Here is a 16,496-nt window from a genome sequence, read left to right as displayed (position 1 = left end):
TCCGCCCTTTCTCGCGATGCGGTCATGAGAGCGTTCCGGTCACCGACTCGACGGCGTCGAGCACCGCGCCCGAGCCGACGAGTGCGACGGCGCGGTCGACCTCGGGCGCCAGGTACCGGTCCGGGCCGGGGCCGTCCGCGCCCAAGGACCTCAGCAGGGCCACCACCGCACGGGTGGCGGCAGCCGGCTCCAGCGGGGCGCGCAGGTCGAGTGCGCGGGCGGCGGTGAGGATCTCGATGGCGACGACGCGGGTGAGGCCGTCGACGGCGCGCCGCAGTTTGCGGGCGGCGCCCCAGCCCATGGAGACGTGGTCCTCCGCCATGGCGCTCGTCGGTATGGAGTCGACCGACGCGGGTGCGGCCAGGCGCTTGAGCTCGGCGACGACCGCGGCCTGGGTGTACTGGACGATCATGTAGCCGCTGTCCACGCCGGGGTCGTCGGCGAGGAACGCCGGCAGGCCGTGGCTGCGGGCGGTGTCCAGGAGCCGGTCGGTACGGCGCTCGCTGATCGAGGCGACGTCGGCGGTCGCGATGGCCAGGAAGTCGAGCACGTAGGCGACGGGCGCGCCGTGGAAGTTGCCGTTCGACGCCACCCGTCCGTCGCCGTGGAGCACGGCCGGGTTGTCGACGGCGGCGGCCAGCTCGCGACCGGCCACCGTGGCGGCGTGGGCGACGGTGTCGCGGGCGGCGCCGTGCACCTGGGGCGAGCAGCGCAGGGAGTAGGCGTCCTGCACGCGGGTGCAGTGCGGCCCGCGGTGGGAGGCGACCACGCCCGAACCGGCGAGGATCGCGGTCAGGTTGGCCGCGGAGGCGGCCTGGCCGGGGTGGGGACGCAGGGCCTGGATGTCGGGCGCGAACGCCCGGTCGGTGCCGAGCAGCGCCTCCACGGACATGGCGGCGGCGACGTCCAGGGTGGTGAGCAGCCGCCGCAGGTCGGTGACGGCGAGGACGAGCTGGGCCAGCATGCCGTCGGTGCCGTTGATGAGGGCGAGGCCCTCCTTCTCGTGCAGCTCGGCCGGGCGAAGGCCGGCGGCGGCGAGCGCCTCAGCGGCGGGCATGAGGGTGCCCGAGGCGTCGCGGACCTCGCCCTCCCCCATGAGCGCCAGCGCGCAGTGGGCGAGCGGGGCCAGGTCGCCGGAGCAGCCGAGGGAGCCGTACTCGCGGACCACCGGGGTGATCCCGGCCGACAGTAGGGCGGCGAGCCGTGCCGCGGTCTCGGCCCGCACGCCGGTGTGCCCGGTCGCGAGCGTGGAGAGCCGTAACAGCATCATGGCGCGGACGACCTCCCGTTCGACCTCCGGCCCGGAGCCGACGGCGTGGGAGCGGACCAGGGACCTCTGCAACGCGGCCCGCAGGTCGGGCGGGATGTGCCGGGTCGCGAGCGCGCCGAACCCGGTGGATATCCCGTACGTGGGTGTCGACGCCGAGGCGAGTTCCTGCACCACGGCCCGGCCCTTCTCCAGCGCCGAGAAGGCGTCGTCGCCGAGGCGGACTCCCGCACCGTCCCTGGCGACGGCGGTGACCTGGGCGAAGGAGAGTGGCCCGGTCCCGACGGTCACGGTCTGGCGCGGCGTGCCCTTCGGGGCGGCCACGTCCGCGCCGACGACGGCCACGTCGGCCGCGGGGGCGTCACCGGGACGGACCGGACCCCGGGCGAGCGGTGTGTTCATCGCGTCTCTTCCTGTCCAAGGGGTGGGGGGCGACGACGGGTTCGTCCGCGCCGCGGGCGGGAACCCGCGCCGGGGCTGACGAGGGAGCCGGCCCGCGGACTCGCGCCGGGGGTGCGGGCTGACGGGGGCACAGGCGGCGGGACCACGGGCTGCGCGGGCTCGGGGTGCTGTCCGTGCGGGGGGGGATCGTCGACCGTGTCGTTCAACGAGAGGCGGAGCGGGACGCCGGCGGGCCGGCCGTGCGGGCGGTCGTGTCCGAGGGAGGCGGGCGGTCGTGTCCGAGGTGGGCGGGCGTGCTTCGGGAACCGGGTGCGCGTCGGACGGCTACGCGGTGCGCCCCACGCCCTGTCCGATCGGCTCCCGTCCCTGAGGGGGGACTTGCTTGCGGGCCGCCCCCAGTAGATGACTTTGAAAGTTCAATGTCATCGGCTCGTGCCGTGGGGCGGCACGGCAGGAGGCGGAGCACGGGCGGACGGCGGCACTCTTCGGCCGGCAAGCCCCTCGGCGGTCCCCGAGGTGCCCCGCAGGTGCTCCGGGAAGGGGGCACGGGCGACCGGGCCGGGCTGCCGGCGCCTCCCCTCGTCGGCGCCCGGCCCCGGTCGGCCCACGGCGGGCCGGCCCCGCCCCGCGGTGCGGAAGCCCCGTTGCCATGGGGCTCCTCACACCTTCTGCTCACGGAAGCGGTTGATGGCGTCGACGTGCCGCGCGCGCAGGGCGTGGTCGCGCACCCCGAGGCCCTCGCGCGGGGCCAGGCAGAGGACGCCTACCTTCCCCTGGTGGAGGTTGGCGTGGACCTCGTACGCGGCCTGCCCCGCCTGCTCCAGCGGGTAGACCTTCGACAACGTCGGGTGGATCCTGCCCTTGGCGACCAGACGGTTGGCCTCCCACGCCTCGCGGTAGTTGGCGAAGTGCGAGCCGACGATCCGCTTCAGCGACATCCACAGGTACCGGTTGTCGAACTCGTGCACGTACCCGGACGTGGACGCGCAGGTGACCACGGTGCCGCCCTTCCTCGCCACGTACACCGAGGCGCCGAAGGTCTCGCGGCCCGGGTGCTCGAAGACGATGTCGACGTCCTCGCCGCCGGTCAGCTCGCGGATGCGCTTGCCGAAGCGCTTCCACTCCTTGGGGTCCTGGGTGGTCTCGTCCTTCCAGAACCGGTAGCCCTCGGCGCTGCGGTCGATGACGGCTTCGGCGCCCAGGGAGTGGCAGATGGCCGCCTTCCGCGGTGACGACACCACACAGATGGGGTTCGCTCCCCCGGCGAGCGCCAACTGGGTCGCGTACGAGCCCAGTCCGCCGCTCGCGCCCCAGATCAGCACGTTGTCGCCCTGCTTCAGCTGGGCGCCGTTGCGGGACACCAGCTGCCGGTAGGCGGTCGAGTTCACCAGCCCCGGGGAGGCGGCCTCCTCCCAGGTGAGGTGCTCCGGTTTGGGCATGAGCTGGTTGGACTTCACGAGCGCCAGCTCGGCCAGACCGCCGAAGTTGGTCTCGAAGCCCCAGATGCGCTGCTCGGGGTCGAGCATCGTGTCGTCGTGGCCGTCAGGGCTCTCCAGCTCGACGGAGAGGCAGTGCGCCACGACCCGGTCGCCCGGTCGCCACCGGTTCACGCCGGGGCCGGTGCGCAGCACCACCCCCGCCAGGTCCGAGCCCAGCACGTGGTACGGCAGGTCGTGCCGCCTGGCCTGCTCGCTGAAGCGTCCGTAGCGCTCCAGGAAGCCGAAGGTCGGCAGCGGTTCGAAGATCGACGACCACACCGTGTTGTAGTTGATCGCGCTCGCCATGACAGCGATCAGGGCCTCGCCCGGTCCCGGCTGCGGGGTCGGGACCTCCTGCACCCGCAGCGACTTGCGGGGGTCCTTCGCCTTCGAGTCCATCCCCTCGAACATCGAGGTGTCCTCGCGGCGCACCACATTGCCCCGGTAGTACTCCGGCAGGCGCAGGCCCGCCACATCGGGCGAGGTGACGTCCTCGGAGAGGAGCGTGCCGATGATCTCGTCCATGGGCCATCCCGTGACGTGTCGTTGTGTCGAGCCGCGGTTCCCGAGAAGGCGCCGACGGCTGGAGAGGTCGGTCGGATCGACAGGAAGGCCGGCGGCGTCCGTGCTCCGCGGGGGTCCGCAGGACCCGTGCCGCGCCTGGGGGAAACCGTGCCACCGGGCCGCCGCCAGTAGATGACCTGGGCGACCCCCTGTCACCGCCTCGTGCCGAGGAGCGGCACAGAAGGAGGCGGAGCACGGGCGGACGGCGTCAGTTTGCCTCAACTGGCCTTTCCTGTGCGGTGAGTTCATCCCCTCCGCCCGTGACGGGCGATCACCTTCGCCCCGGGCGAGGACGACTGAGAGGAACAGCGACATGACCCGTCGGTCCGCGGACGCACCGGTCGAGGGCGTCCAACCGCGGTACAGGCCCTACACGGCCAAGACCAGTGAGCCCTGGGAGGAGCTCGCCCACGACCGCGCCCGCTGCCCGGTCGCCCGCAACACCGAACTGGACGCGGTGCAGGTCACGACCTACGAGGGCGTGAAGGAGGTGCTGTCCGGACACCAGACGTGGTCCAGCGCCCTGGGGAACATCTGGCCCCTGAAGGAGCCGCTGCCGCCCGAGGAGCAGGTGCTCGGCTGGACCGACCCGCCGCGCCACACGCGCCAACGGAAGCTTCTGGTCAAGGCGTTGTCGGCGTCGCGCATCCAGAACATGCGCCCGTTCAGTGAACGCTTCACGGACGACCTCGTCGACGAACTCGCCGACCGGGGGTCCTTCGAGATGTACGAGGACTTCGCGGCGCGGATGGCCGCCGGCCACATCTGCGAGCTGCTGGGCATACCGGAGGGCGAACGCGACGCGTACGCGCGGGCGGCCCAGCGGATGGAGGAGCTGGTCACCGGCACCATGGACGGCCAGGCGGAGGGCGGCTACAACAGCGAGCTCAACGAGTGGCTGGAGCACCTCGGCGGGATGATCCGGGCGAAGCGGGCGGCCGGACCGGGCAGCGACGACCTGATCACCCAGCTGTCCTTCGCCCAGGTGGACGGCGACTACTTCGACGTCGGCGAGATCGCCCGTGTGATCCAGCTGCTGAACGTGGCGGGGATCGGCACGACGATCGGGGCGATCGGCAACACCGCCTACCTGCTGGACCGGTACCCCGAGCAGAAGGCCCGGTTCCTGTCCGACCCCGAAGGGCTGGCGCGCTCCCTGGCAGCGGAGTCCCTGAGGTTCGAAGGGCCCATCTCGGGTCTGTGGCGCACCTGCACCAAGCCGACCAGGCTCGGGGACCTCGACGTCCGGCCGGGAGAGAAGGCGTTCGCCGTCATCAGCGCCGGGAACCACGATCCGCTGGTCTTCGACCGGCCGGACGAGTTCATCATCGAACGGGACTGGGCGAACCTGCCGACGGATCTGCCGTTCGGCCAGGGCATCCACTTCTGCGTCGGCATGAACCTGGCCCGGCTCGAGATACAGGTCGCCGCGGCGAAGTTGTACAGCCGGCTGCCCGACCTCCGTGTCCGGCCCGGCTTCGAGCCCGCGCTCTTCCCGGGCGCGGTGCTGCGGCGTTTCCAGACCCTGGAGATGGTCTTCGACGCGCCGGCGCTGCCGAGAACGACCTGACCCCCGGTCACCGGGTGCGGGGACCGGTCACCCGGTCCCTGCGTCCGTTCGGCCCCGGCTGAAGGCCGGCACCTGCGGCACCGTCCTGCGGCATCGGCGCCGAGAACGGCGGGCAGGGCCTGCCGGACCACACCGACCCGCAGGCGCCGTCCGCCCGCAGGGCATGCCCCCGCCCCGCTCTGCCGCCCCGGCGCCGTCGACGGCGCCGGGGCGGCGGTGTTGCCCCTCCGCGTCCCCGTCAGGCGGCGAAGTCGTGGTCGCGGGTCTCGGGCAGAGCCAGCACGCAGGCCAGGCTGATCAGACAGAGGCTGCCCGCGTAGGCGCCCAGGACGAGCGGTGACTGCCAGTGGGAGTTCAGCCAGGTCGCGACCAGGGGGGCGAAGCCGCCGCCGAGGGTGTTGGCGAGGATGAAGGTCGCCGAGGCTCCCGTGTAGCGCAGCCGGGCCGGGAACAGCTCCGGCAGGAAGGCCGCGATCGGGCCGAACATCAGCATGAACAGGATCAGGCCGACCGTGAAGGCCCCGCCGATGAGGAGCCCGTCGCCGCTGCCGAGGGAGCCGAACATGGGCAGCACCCACAGCACGGACCCGACGGCGCCGGCCAGGATCACCGGCCGTCGGCCCACCCGGTCGGCCAGCCGGGCCACCGGGATCACGACGGCCGCGGCGGCACCGGCGGCCACGCTGGCGGCGGCCAGCATCGTGTTCTGCGGGATGCCGAGCGCCTTCGGACCGTACGACAGGCTGTAGACGATCACCAGGTAGTAGACCGCCGAACCGCCCACCGCCGCTCCGACGCCTAGCAACAGCCGCCCGGGGTACTCCCTGACCAGGGCGCCGAGCGGGAAGCGCGGGGCCGGCGGGCGGGCCGTGGCCGGCCCCGCGAACACCGGGGACTCCTCGATGCGGGTGCGCACCCAGAACCCGACGACGACGAGCACGGTGCTGAGGACGAACGGCACCCGCCAGGCCCAGTCGGCAAAGGCGTCCCGGCCGACGACGCCGATGGTGGGCAGGATGACGGCGCTGGAGAGCAGGAAGCCCAGCAGCGGGCCTATCTGCGGTACGGACGCGTACACCGCTCTGCGCCCCGGTGGGGCGTGCTCGGCGGCGAGGAGCACGGCGCCGCCCCACTCGCCGCCCATGCTCACGCCCTGCAGGAGCCGGAGCGCGACCAGGAGCACCGGCGCGAGGACGCCCGCCGTGTCGTAGGTCGGCAGCAGCCCGACCCCGACGGTGGCGACGCCCATCAGCACCAGGGAGAGCACCAGGGCCCGCTTGCGGCCGAGCCGGTCGCCGATCGTCCCGAACAGCACCACCCCGACGGGGCGGGCGAGGAAGGCGGCGGCGAAGGTGAGGAACGCCGCCAGGGTCGAGACGGTGGAGTTGCCCGACGGGAAGAAGGCCGGGCCCAGGACGAGCGCGGCGGCCGTGCCGTACACGGCGAAGTCGTAGTACTTGATGGTGGTGCCGATGAGGCTGGCGGCGGCGACGCGGGGGGCGTTCTTCCGGGCCCCGGGCGGTGGTTCGGGGGCGGGGACGGTGCCGAGGGCTGCTGCGTCGCGGACGGTTTCGGACATGGAGCGGCTCACCTCCGATTGGCCCGGATCATGGAGTGACCGGGACCACAGTGGGGTCTGTGCGGAGGACTGTAGGTGGCCGGAAATCGGTCGGCGCACCGCTGTGCCGCCTCGCGGCACGGCGGTGCGGTGTCAGCGCCGCGCCCGCCGAACCACCTGCTCTGTACATGTTTTTGACGGTACGTTACCCGCGCCCGTCCCCCGTCCCGTGGCGAGCGGGGCGGGGGACGCGGACGGTCCGTCAGTGCGGCTCCCCGGCCACCAGGTCGAGCGCGATGTCGACGATCATGTCCTCCTGGCCGCCGACGAGCCCTCTGCGGCCGACCTCCAGGAGCAGCGTGCGGGCGTCGACCCCGTACAGCGCGGCGGCGGCCTCGGCGTGGCGCAGGAACGAGGAGTAGGCGCCCGCGTATCCGAGGGTGAGCGTCTCCCGGTCGACCTGGACGGGGCGGTCCCGCAACGGGCGGACCAGGTCGTCGGCCGCGTCCTGGAGGGCGAACAGGTCGCAGCCGTGCTTCCAGCCCTGGAGGTTGGCGACCGCGACGAACGCCTCGATGGGGCAGTTGCCCGCGCCGGCGCCCTGTCCGGCGAGGGAGGCGTCGACCCGGGTGACGCCCTCCTGGACGGCGATCACGCTGTTGGCGACCGAGAGGGAGAGGTTCTCGTGCGCGTGGATGCCGACCTCGGTGACGGGGTCCAGGACGTCGCGGTAGGCCCGGACCCGCTCGCGCACCCCGTCCAGCGTCAGCCGGCCGCCGGAGTCGGTGACGTACACGCAGTGCGCCCCGTACGACTCCATGAGCCGGGCCTGGGCGGCGAGTTCGGCGGCCGGCGCCATGTGGCTCATCATCAGGAAGCCGGCGACGTCCATGCCGAGATCGCGTGCCTTGGCGATGTGCTGGGCCGAGATGTCGGCCTCGGTGCAGTGGGTGGCGATGCGCACCGAGCGGACGCCGAGGGCGTGGGCGCGCTCCAGTTCGGCGATGGTGCCGATGCCGGGCAGGAGGAGGGTGGTGAGGGTGGCGCGGGTGAGGTGTGCGGCGGCGGCCTCGATCCACTCCCAGTCGGTGTGGCTGCCCGGCCCGTAGGTGACGGAGCCGCCGGCCAGGCCGTCACCGTGGGCGACCTCGATCGCGTCCACCCCGGCGGCGTCCAGGGCGGCGGCGATACGGCCGACGTCGGCCGGGTCGATGCGGTGCCGGATGGCGTGCATGCCGTCGCGCAGGGTGACGTCCTGGATGTAGAGCCTGCGGGTCACGGGCGGGCCTCCGCGGGGGCTGTGGCGCGCCGGGCGACGGACTCGGCGACCTGGAGGGCCGCGGACGTCATGATGTCGAGGTTCCCGGCGTAGGCGGGCAGGTAGTGGGCGGCGCCCTCGACTTCGAGGAACACCGAGACCCGGGTGACGGCGGGGCCGGCACCCGGCGGCAGCAGCGTGTGCAGCGGTTCGCCGGGGTCCACCGGGGTGAACTGCACCTCCTGCTTGAGCCGGTAGCCGGGGACGTACCGGGCGACGCGCTCCGCCATGGCGGTGACCGACGCGCGGACGGCGTCGTGGTCGGCCTCCCCGATCAGGCAGAACACCGTGTCCCGCATGATGAGCGGCGGCTCCGCCGGGTTGAGGACGATGATCGCCTTGCCGCGGGCGGCGCCGCCGACGCTCTCGATGGCGCGGGAGGTGGTCTCGGTGAACTCGTCGATGTTGGCCCGGGTGCCGGGTCCGGCCGACCGGGAGGCGATGGAGGCCACGATCTCGGCGTAGTGGACCGGGGTCACCGCCGAGACGGCCGCCACCACGGGGATGGTGGCCTGGCCGCCGCACGTCACCATGTTGACGTTCGGTGCGTCGAGGTGGGCGTCGCCGTTGACCGGCGGCACGACGAACGGGCCGATCGCGGCGGGGGTGAGGTCGATGAGCCGCTTGCCGTACGGGGCCAGCCTGGCGGCGTTGGCGAGGTGCGCCTTGGCCGAGGTGGCGTCGAAGACGATGTCGATGTCGGCGAAGCCGGGCAGGGCGAGGAGCCCGTCGACGCCCTCGTGGGTGGTGGGGACCCCCAGTCGAGCCGCGCGGGCGAGCCCGTCCGAGGCCGGGTCGATGCCGACCATGGCGCCCATCTCCAGGGTGTCCGACAGACGCAGGATCTTGATCATCAGGTCGGTGCCGATGTTGCCGGACCCGATGACGGCGGCCTTGGTTCTCTTCACGCGTCCCTCTTCTCGAACTTCTCGGAGAACGCCGCGGCGACCGTGCCCAGCGGTCCGATCTCGGCGTGGATACGGGTGCCGGGAGGTGCCGGGACCATCGGGCCCAGCGCCCCCGACAGCACGACCTGACCGGCCCGCAGCGGGTCGCCGTACGACCGGGCCGTGCGGGCGAGCCAGGCCAGGGCGTGAAGCGGGTCGCCGAGGCAGGCGGAGCCCGCGCCCTCGGAGACCTGCTCGCCGTCGGCGTACATCCGCATGGTGACCTCGCGCGGCTCGAACGCGTCGAGCCCGAGGCGGCGGTCGCCCAGGACGTACAGGCCGCTGGAGGCGTTGTCCGCGATGGTGTCGGTGAGCCGGATGTCCCAGTCGGCGACCCGGCTGTCCACGATCTCGAGGGCCGCGAGGGCGTACTCGACGGCGGCCCGGACCCGGGCGGCGTCGAGTGGGCCGTCGGCGAGGTCCTCCCCCAGCACGAACGCGATCTCGGCCTCGGCCTTCGGCTGGAGCAGCCGCTCGGAGGGCACCTCCGCCTCGGCCGAGACGTCCATGTCGGCGAAGAGGACGCCGAAGTCCGGCTGGTCGACGCCGAGCTGGCGCTGGACGGCGGGCGAGGTCAGGCCGATCTTGCGGCCGACGACGACCGCGCCGGCGGCGAGCCTGCGCCGGGTCAGCTCCTGCTGGACGGCGTAGGCGGCGTCGATGTCCCGCTCGCCCAGCAGGTCGCGGACCGGGGCCACGGGACGGCCCTCGTCCGAGGCGGCGAGGAGCCGGGCGGCGGCCTGGGCGATGGCCTGCGGGCGGACTGCCATGCCGGTCACCTCCCCTGCGCCGTGGCGACGGCGAATCCGGCGATCCAGGCGGGGATCGCCTCGTAGAAGCGGGAGGTCATCTCGTACGGGCCGGTGGCGGCGAGCGAGGCGAAGGCGGCGATCCAGGCGCGGACCTCGTGGGCGGAGCCGCCGCCCTCCGCGGCCATCGCGGCCACGGTCCAGGAGTCGAACTCCGTGAGTTCGCCCTTCTCCAGGTGGTCGAGGAGCCGGTTGTCCCAGGCGGGGTTGATCGGGATCATCGCGCTCGTGCCGGCGGCGTACTCCTGGCCGGCCCGGATCACCCGCTGCTCACCCTTGGCGCGTTGCTCGGGCGTCGGCGGGTGGCCTTCGACGAGCGCCTCGGCGACCCTGGGGGGCGCGCCGTCCAGCACGGGTACGGGCGGGTCGTGGGAGAGACCGCCGGAGGCCAGGAACAGGGTCCTGCGGCCGAGTTCGGCGGCGGCCTCGCCGAGTGCGGTGCCGAGCGCGCGGATGCGGGCGACGGGGCAGAGCGGCGTGGCCACGCCGTTGACGAAGACGGGCACCACCGGCACCCGGTCGATGCCGCCGAAGAGCACCTCCAGCGGCTGGGCGAAGCCGTGGTCGACGGTCATCCGGGCCGATACGGTGAGGTCGATCCCCCGGTCGAGGGTGCCCTGGGCCAGCGTCCTCGCGGCGGCGGTGTCGACCGACAGCGGGCCCGCCGACGTGCCGAAGTCGCCCACCGCGTGGGCCTCGGTGGCCAGGCAGAACGGCGGCATCTCCTTGTAGAAGAAGCCGTTGTAGTGATCGGGGGCGTAGAGGACGACCAGCTCGGGATCGTAGGCGCGGATGAATTCCCGTGCGCCCTCGACCGCTTCGTCGACGCGGGCCAGGACGTCGGGGGCGGGATCGTTCTTGCCGATGAGGGGTGAGTGGGACAGCCCCACGGCTGCTGCGGTCATGGTCGTTCCCTACTTCTGGCGGGATTCCGGGCGTGCCGGGCCGGGCGGGTGGATGACGAGCTTCCCGGTGAGGGCGCCGTCGATCATGAGCTGGAAGCCCTTGTGGATGTCGGTGAGCGGGAGCGTGCGGTCGATGACCGGACGGACACCCGTGGCCTCCATCAGGCGCAGCATCGCGACCATCTCGGACCGGGTGGCACCGGTGGAGCCGAGGACGCGCTGCTGGAGGTAGAAGATGCGGCCGAGGTCGGCGGGCGGGTTGGCGCCGCTGGTCGCGCCGGCGATGACGACCGTGCCGCCGGGGCGCAGCGCCTTCAGCGAGTGCGCCCAGGTCGCCTCCCCCACCGTCTCGATGACGACGTCCACCCGTTCGGGCAGCCGCTCGCCGGGGGCCACGGCGGCGCGGGCGCCCCAGGAGACGGCCTCCGCGCGTTTGCCGGCGCTGCGGCTGGTGGCGTAGACGACGGCGCCGGCGGCCACCGCGAGCCGGATCGCGGCGGAGGCGACGCCGCCGCCCGCGCCCTGCACGAGCACCCGGTCTCCGGCGGTGATGCGGGCCTGGGTGAACAGCATGCGGTAGGCGGTGGTCCAGGCGACCGGCAGGCAGGCGGCCTCGTCGAAGGAGAGCCAGTCCGGCTTGGGCACCAGGTTGCGGGTGGGAACCGTCAGGAACTCCGCGAACGCGCCGTCGTGCCGTTCGGACAGCAGCGCGCGGTCCGGGTCGAGCGTCTCGTCGCCGCGGCCCGCGTCGGGGTCGCCGATCACCGGGTGGACGATGACCTCGTTGCCGTCCTCGTCGTAGCCGGCCGCGTCGCAGCCGAGGACGATCGGGAGCCGGTCGGCGGGGTGCCCCACCCCCTTCAGCGTCCACAGGTCGTGCATGTTCAGCGACGAGGCCACCACGCGGACGCGTGACCAGCCGGGCCGCGGGGCCGGATCGGGTACGTCGCGCAGCACCAGCCCCGACAACGGGTCGGTGGCGCTCTGGGAAATGGCGGTTGCAGCTAGCACACGTCAACCGTCGCCCGAGGCCGCCCGCCTGCCCTAGCAGTTGTGCCGCTGGACAGCACGGACGGCCCGTGGGGCTCGTCTCAGGGCGGCTCGGCTCAGTGCGGCATGTCGTCGAGGGCGGTGGACAGGCCCGCGACGTCGGGGGACTCGACGGCGAAGAGCACGACCGGTCCGCCCGGCAGGTCCGCCTCCGCGATCCGGCGGAACCCGCCCTCCTCCAGCAGGCGCTGGCCCCGCAGGTCGTCCTCGTCGGGCGCGGCGACGACCCGGCGGCAGCGCGGGTCGGCGGCGAACAGGGCCGGGGGGAGGGCGCGCAGCAGCCCGGCGGCACGGTCCGGCGCGGGCGGGTCGAGCCATACGGCGAGGTCGTGCGCGCCCCTGGGGTAGGCGGCCCGCAGCGGGTGCCGCCCGACCCGCTGGACGCGCACGAGGACCTCCTGCGGTCCGTCGCCGAGGGAGGCCGCGTACCGGTGCGGGCCCCGACCGGGGGATCCCTCGAGCCGCCGCAGGGCCCAGCCGCCGTCGAGGGCGGGTACCGGGGGCACCGGCACGGAATCGGAGAGTGGGTCCACGGCGCCGCTCCTGGGATCACGGTCGGGCGGCCCCGGCACCGGTGTGCGGGGGCCGGGCGGGCAGGCTGGAGGGTCAGGCGGTGGTGGCGGTGGCCGGCCGCCCGGTCACCGAGCGGCGCAGTTCGCGCTTGTCCAGCTTGCCGCTGGCGTTGCGCGGCAGCCCTTCGACGACCTGCACCCTGGTGGGGAGCTTGTAGCGGGCCAGCCGGCGGCCGGCGAACTCGCGTACCTCCTCGACGGTGAGTTCCGCGCCGGGCGCGCAGGTCAGGACCGCCATGACGGTCTCGCCCCACTTGGGGTCCGGGACGCCGAGGACGGCGGCCTCCAGGACGTCGGGGTGCTCCACGAGGACCCGTTCGACCTCCGCGGGGTAGATGTTCTCGCCACCGCTGATGATCATGTCCTTGAGCCGGTCGACGATGTAGTAGAAGCCGTCCTCGTCCCGGTGGGCGATGTCGCCGGTGCGGAACCATCCCCGGTCGTCGAAGGCGGCCCGGGTGGCGTCCGGGTTGTCCCAGTAGCCGGCGGCCACGTTGGGTCCGCGCACACAGATCTCGCCCTGGGTGTCGGGTCCGTCGATCCCGGCCCCGGTGACGGGGTCGATCAGCCGGATCTCGGTGTACGGCATCGGGAGCCCGGCGGACCCGGTCTTCTCCCGCGTCAGCCGGGCCGGCAGATAGGTCGCGAACGGGGCCGTCTCGGTCAGCCCCCATGCCTGCTGGAGCAGCACGTCCCTCTCGCCGTACTCCCGGATCAGCTGCGGTGGCACCGGGGCACCGGCGACGATCGCGGAGCGCAGGGCGCTCAGGTCCGCCTCGGCGAACCCGGGCGTCCGGGCGAGTGCCGCGTACATGGCCGGGACCGCGAAGAGGGAGTTCACCCGGTGCTGGACGAGGTCCTCCAGGCAGTGGGCGGGGTCGAAGCCCCGGCGCAGGATCACGGTGCCGCCGCGCACCAGCGTGCGCAGGGTCAGGGCGTTGAGGCCGCCGATGTGGAACAGCGGGGCGACGGCCAGGTTCACGTCGTCGGCGCGGGTGTCCACGACGGCGTCGACGTTGACCGCGTTCCACCACAGGTTGCCGTGGGTGAGCATGACGCCCTTGGGCCGTCCGGTGGTCCCGGAGGTGTACATCAGCGCCGCGAGGTCGCCCTCGTGCAGGGCGACCGGGTCGCGTACCGGGCGGTGGGCGCCGCGCAGCGTGGACAGCCGGGTCCACTCGGGGCCCGGTTCCGGGGCGGCGGGGCACTCGGGGTCGGTGTCGGCCAGCAGCAGGCTGCGGGCGGGGATGTCCGCCCGCACGGACTCTACGAGTGCGCGGTGCCCCTCCTCGACGACGAGGGTGTGGGCGCCGCAGTCGTTGAGGATGTGCCGGATCTCGTCGGCGGCCAGCCGGAAGTTGAGGGGGACGAACACCGCGCCCAGGTGGGCCGCGGCGAACAGGGTCTCCAGGAACGTCGCGCTGTTGAGGCCGAGGTAGGCGATCCGGTCCCCGCGCCGGAGCCCGCGCTCGGACAGCCCGGCCGCGAACTCCCGTACGGTGCGGCTGAGTTCGGTCGCGGAGATCTCGTGACCCTCGTAGATCACGGCAGTGGGTCCGGGGTACGGGGCTCTGCGGTAGAGCGCGGCGGCGGGACTGATGTCGACGGCGGCCATGGCGTCGGCTCCTTAACGGGGCTGCGGGACGGAGGGGGTGCGCCGGTGCCGGGTCACAGACCCGAACCGCCGGCGGGCGAACGGAAACCGCGTACGGCGATGCCGCCGTCGGCGGGGATCACGGCGCCGGTGATGGTGGCACTGTCGGTGCGGGAGGCCAGCAGGACGTAGGGGCCGGTGAAGTCCTCCGGCTCGACGCTGGAGTCGTACAGCGGGATCAGCGGCGGTGCCTTCTCCCCCGACGCCGCCTCGGCGGCCTCGTTCCTCGCGAAGGACGCGGCGAGGGTGCGGTTCTCCAGGCCGAGGCTCGCGGGGCCCCGCAGCTGGGTGCGCATCCCGCCGACGGCCACCCCGTTGACCCTGACCTTCGGCGCGAGTTCGAAGGCGAGCTGCCGCAGCAGCCCGAGGCAGGCGTGCTTGCTCGCGGTGTAGAGGGAGCCGCCGCCGTCGGTGTGGAAGGAGGCGTTGGACAGGGTCATCACGACGCATCCGCGGGTCGCGACCAGCTCGCGCCAGGCGGCCTCGACGGCCAGCAGGTATCCCTTGACGTTGACGGCGAAGAGTTCGTCGAACGCCTCGGCCAGCTCCTTGCCGCTCAGGCGGGTGACGCTGCGGTGGTAGTCCCAGATGCCCGCGTTGGGCACCAGGACGTCCAGCTTGCCGAAGCGCTCCACCGTGATGTCGACCGCCCGGTGCAGGTCCTCGGGACTGCGGACGTCGCCGGTGAGGGGCAGCACGCGGTCGCCGCGGTCACCGGCGGCGGCCACCACCTCCTGCAGTTGCGCGACGCTCCGGCCGAGGATCGCGACGCGGGCGCCCTCGGCCACGTAGCGCAGGGCGACGGCCCGGCCGATGCCGGAGCCCCCGCCGGTGACGAGGGCGACGTCGCCGTCCAGCCAGCCCAGACCCACGGTCAGTCCTCCTTCAGGAAGTCGGTGACCAGCCGCTCGAACTCGGCCTGCCGTTCCACCTGCACCCAGTGGCCGCAGCCGCCGAACACGTGCAGCTGGACGTCGCGGATCTGCTTGAGCATCAGGTGCGCGCCGTCCAGGGTGATCGTCCGGTCGTCACGCCCCCAGAGCAAGAGCGTAGGCGCCTTGATCCGGTGGACCTGCTGCCAGAGCGGGTCCATGCCGTGCCGTTTCGCGAAGGCCGCGTTGTAGCGGTGGTAGAAGGCGATGTGGGACTCGTCGAGGGACGCCTCGTAACGGGCCTGGGCGGTGTCCGCCCAGCGGCGCGGCTCGGCGGTCATCACGCCGATGAAGTCCCGCATCTTCTTCAGCGTGGGGCCCTCGCCGTTGTAGTAGCGGAACATCGCCTTCTGGCCCTCGGTGGGGGTGGGGCCGAAGGGGAGCCAGCCGCCGCCGGGTGCCATGAGGACGAGTTTCTCCACGCGGTCCGGGACCTGGAGCGCGGTGGCGAGGGCGGCGGCGCCACCGAGGCTGTTGCCCAGCAGGTGGAACCGGTCGACGGCGAGTTCGTCCAGGGTCCGCAGCAGCGCGTCGACGGTGATCTCGGTGATGCTGCGGGCGTCCAGGTCCTCCTCGGTGGGCCGGTAACTGCCGCCGAAACCGGGCTGGTCGGGGAGGATCACCCGGAAGTGCCGGGTGAGCGCGGGCAGGTTCTGGTGGTAGTTGGCGACCGCGCTCGCGCCGGGGCCGCCGCCGTGCAGCATGACGAGCGCCGGTCCGCTGCCGCTCTCGCCGACCGCGATGTCCCCGAGCGGGGTGTGCACCAGATGCTCGACCAGCTTGGGTTGTTCGGTCTCGGTGGGGGACATGTGGGTTCTCCGGTTCACAGGAAGGTGCTGATGTTCTTGGCGAGCAGGACGTTCTGGTCGAGCAGGATCGTGCGGCGGGCGATCAGCAGGCGTCCGTCGTCGGGGGCGCGGCGCAGCAGGTCGGTGCGGCCGCCCGCGTAGAGGTCGACCTCGCGTTCCAGGCGGTTGCGGTAGCAGAGGAACGCCGACTCGGCGATGTACTCCCCCGGTTCGTCGGCCGCGTGGACCATGACGTTCGTGATCAGGTGTCGGGTCCGCGACGGCGGGTCCTCGGCCCAGGCCATGCCGGAGTCGAACCGGCGGATGCGCCAGGCCAGGCTCGCCTTCGTCTCGTCGAAGATGGCGACCTCGCCGGGCGCCCCGTCGGCCAGGGCCTGCTGGCGGCGCAGCCGGTTGGTGCGCACCGGCGCCCAGTAGTGGAGGTCATCGGTGAACAGTTCCAGCCAGTCCGCGTAGCGGTGCTGGTCGAGGAGTTGCGCCTCGCGACTGTAGAGGCGGTGTGTCTCGAAGTAGAGCCGGACGTCGGCGTCGTACACGCCGGACGCCTCGACGGCCGGCTGCGGGGTGGGGATGCTCATCGGTTGGTCCTCCTGCGGGCCGCGCCGGACGGGGTCAATTCCAGCGCGGGGTACGGGGTACGGGGAGCTGGTGTGCCGGTGTG

At 73.2% G+C, this 16,496-nt stretch carries 14 protein-coding genes; 1 reads left to right on the top strand and 13 read right to left on the bottom strand.

The features are described 5' to 3' along the window. Positions 1–22 precede the first annotated feature (22 nt). Together hutH and ccrA are read right to left on the bottom strand one after the other, a co-directional pair. Positions 23–1,669 carry a histidine ammonia-lyase gene (gene hutH, locus GSY65_RS27695; RefSeq protein WP_159773735.1) on the bottom strand — a complete coding sequence of 549 codons (1,647 nt, stop codon included), beginning with the start codon at positions 1,667–1,669 and terminating at the stop codon, positions 23–25. A 659-nt stretch (positions 1,670–2,328) separates the two neighbouring features. Beyond that, positions 2,329–3,672, bottom strand: coding sequence for a crotonyl-CoA carboxylase/reductase (gene ccrA / locus GSY65_RS27690; RefSeq protein WP_159773733.1), 1,344 nt, complete (start codon positions 3,670–3,672; stop codon positions 2,329–2,331). A 352-nt stretch (positions 3,673–4,024) separates the two neighbouring features. On the opposite strand from ccrA, the gene GSY65_RS27685 reads away from it, so the two are divergent. Next, the gene (locus GSY65_RS27685) at positions 4,025–5,281 is read left to right on the top strand and encodes a cytochrome P450 (RefSeq protein WP_159773731.1); all 1,257 of its coding nucleotides are present in this window, start codon (positions 4,025–4,027) and stop codon (positions 5,279–5,281) included. 238 nt (positions 5,282–5,519) lie between these two features. Here the strand turns inward: GSY65_RS27685 and GSY65_RS27680 are convergent, their stop codons facing one another. The 11 genes from GSY65_RS27680 to GSY65_RS27630 form a co-directional block, all read right to left on the bottom strand. Next, complete coding sequence (locus GSY65_RS27680; protein ID WP_159773729.1) at positions 5,520–6,860, bottom strand: MFS transporter; 1,341 nt, start codon at positions 6,858–6,860, stop codon at positions 5,520–5,522. 241 nt (positions 6,861–7,101) lie between these two features. Beyond that, positions 7,102–8,118, bottom strand: a complete 1,017-nt coding sequence (gene dmpG, locus GSY65_RS27675) for a 4-hydroxy-2-oxovalerate aldolase (RefSeq protein WP_159773727.1) — start codon at positions 8,116–8,118, stop codon at positions 7,102–7,104. Then, a complete protein-coding gene (locus GSY65_RS27670; protein WP_159773726.1) occupies positions 8,115–9,065 on the bottom strand; it encodes an acetaldehyde dehydrogenase (acetylating) in 951 nt (316 codons plus the stop codon). The genes dmpG and GSY65_RS27670 overlap by 4 nt, the downstream gene beginning before the upstream one ends. Continuing rightward, positions 9,062–9,874 (bottom strand): 2-keto-4-pentenoate hydratase, encoded by an 813-nt coding sequence (locus GSY65_RS27665; RefSeq protein WP_159773724.1) that lies wholly within the window; start codon positions 9,872–9,874, stop codon positions 9,062–9,064. Before GSY65_RS27665 ends, GSY65_RS27670 begins: the two co-directional genes overlap by 4 nt. Positions 9,875–9,879: 5 nt before the next feature. Beyond that, positions 9,880–10,818 carry a 3-carboxyethylcatechol 2,3-dioxygenase gene (locus GSY65_RS27660; RefSeq protein WP_159773722.1) on the bottom strand — a complete coding sequence of 313 codons (939 nt, stop codon included), beginning with the start codon at positions 10,816–10,818 and terminating at the stop codon, positions 9,880–9,882. Between the two features lie 9 nt (positions 10,819–10,827). Further along, a complete protein-coding gene (locus tag GSY65_RS27655) occupies positions 10,828–11,829 on the bottom strand; it encodes a zinc-binding dehydrogenase (RefSeq protein WP_159773720.1) in 1,002 nt (333 codons plus the stop codon). Between the two features lie 95 nt (positions 11,830–11,924). Next, entirely contained in the window at positions 11,925–12,401 is a 477-nt protein-coding gene (locus GSY65_RS27650) for a GNAT family N-acetyltransferase (protein ID WP_159773718.1), read from the bottom strand. 73 nt (positions 12,402–12,474) lie between these two features. Continuing rightward, on the bottom strand, positions 12,475–14,055 hold the full coding sequence (locus GSY65_RS27645; RefSeq protein WP_159773716.1) for an acyl-CoA synthetase: 1,581 nt from the start codon (positions 14,053–14,055) through the stop codon (positions 12,475–12,477). 53 nt (positions 14,056–14,108) lie between these two features. Continuing rightward, a complete protein-coding gene (locus GSY65_RS27640; RefSeq protein ID WP_159773714.1) occupies positions 14,109–14,966 on the bottom strand; it encodes an SDR family NAD(P)-dependent oxidoreductase in 858 nt (285 codons plus the stop codon). A 2-nt stretch (positions 14,967–14,968) separates the two neighbouring features. Continuing rightward, on the bottom strand, positions 14,969–15,835 hold the full coding sequence (locus GSY65_RS27635; RefSeq protein ID WP_159773712.1) for an alpha/beta fold hydrolase: 867 nt from the start codon (positions 15,833–15,835) through the stop codon (positions 14,969–14,971). 14 nt (positions 15,836–15,849) lie between these two features. Then, positions 15,850–16,413, bottom strand: coding sequence for a 3-phenylpropionate/cinnamic acid dioxygenase subunit beta (locus tag GSY65_RS27630; RefSeq protein ID WP_159773710.1), 564 nt, complete (start codon positions 16,411–16,413; stop codon positions 15,850–15,852). Between the last annotated feature and the right edge of the window lie 83 nt (positions 16,414–16,496).

Source organism: Streptomyces sp. HM190 (genome assembly GCF_009857135.1).
Classification (GTDB): Bacteria; Actinomycetota; Actinomycetes; order Streptomycetales; family Streptomycetaceae; genus Streptomyces; species Streptomyces heilongjiangensis.
Note: the sequence above shows the minus strand (reverse complement) of the source record. Positions and strands in the feature narration are given on the sequence as shown.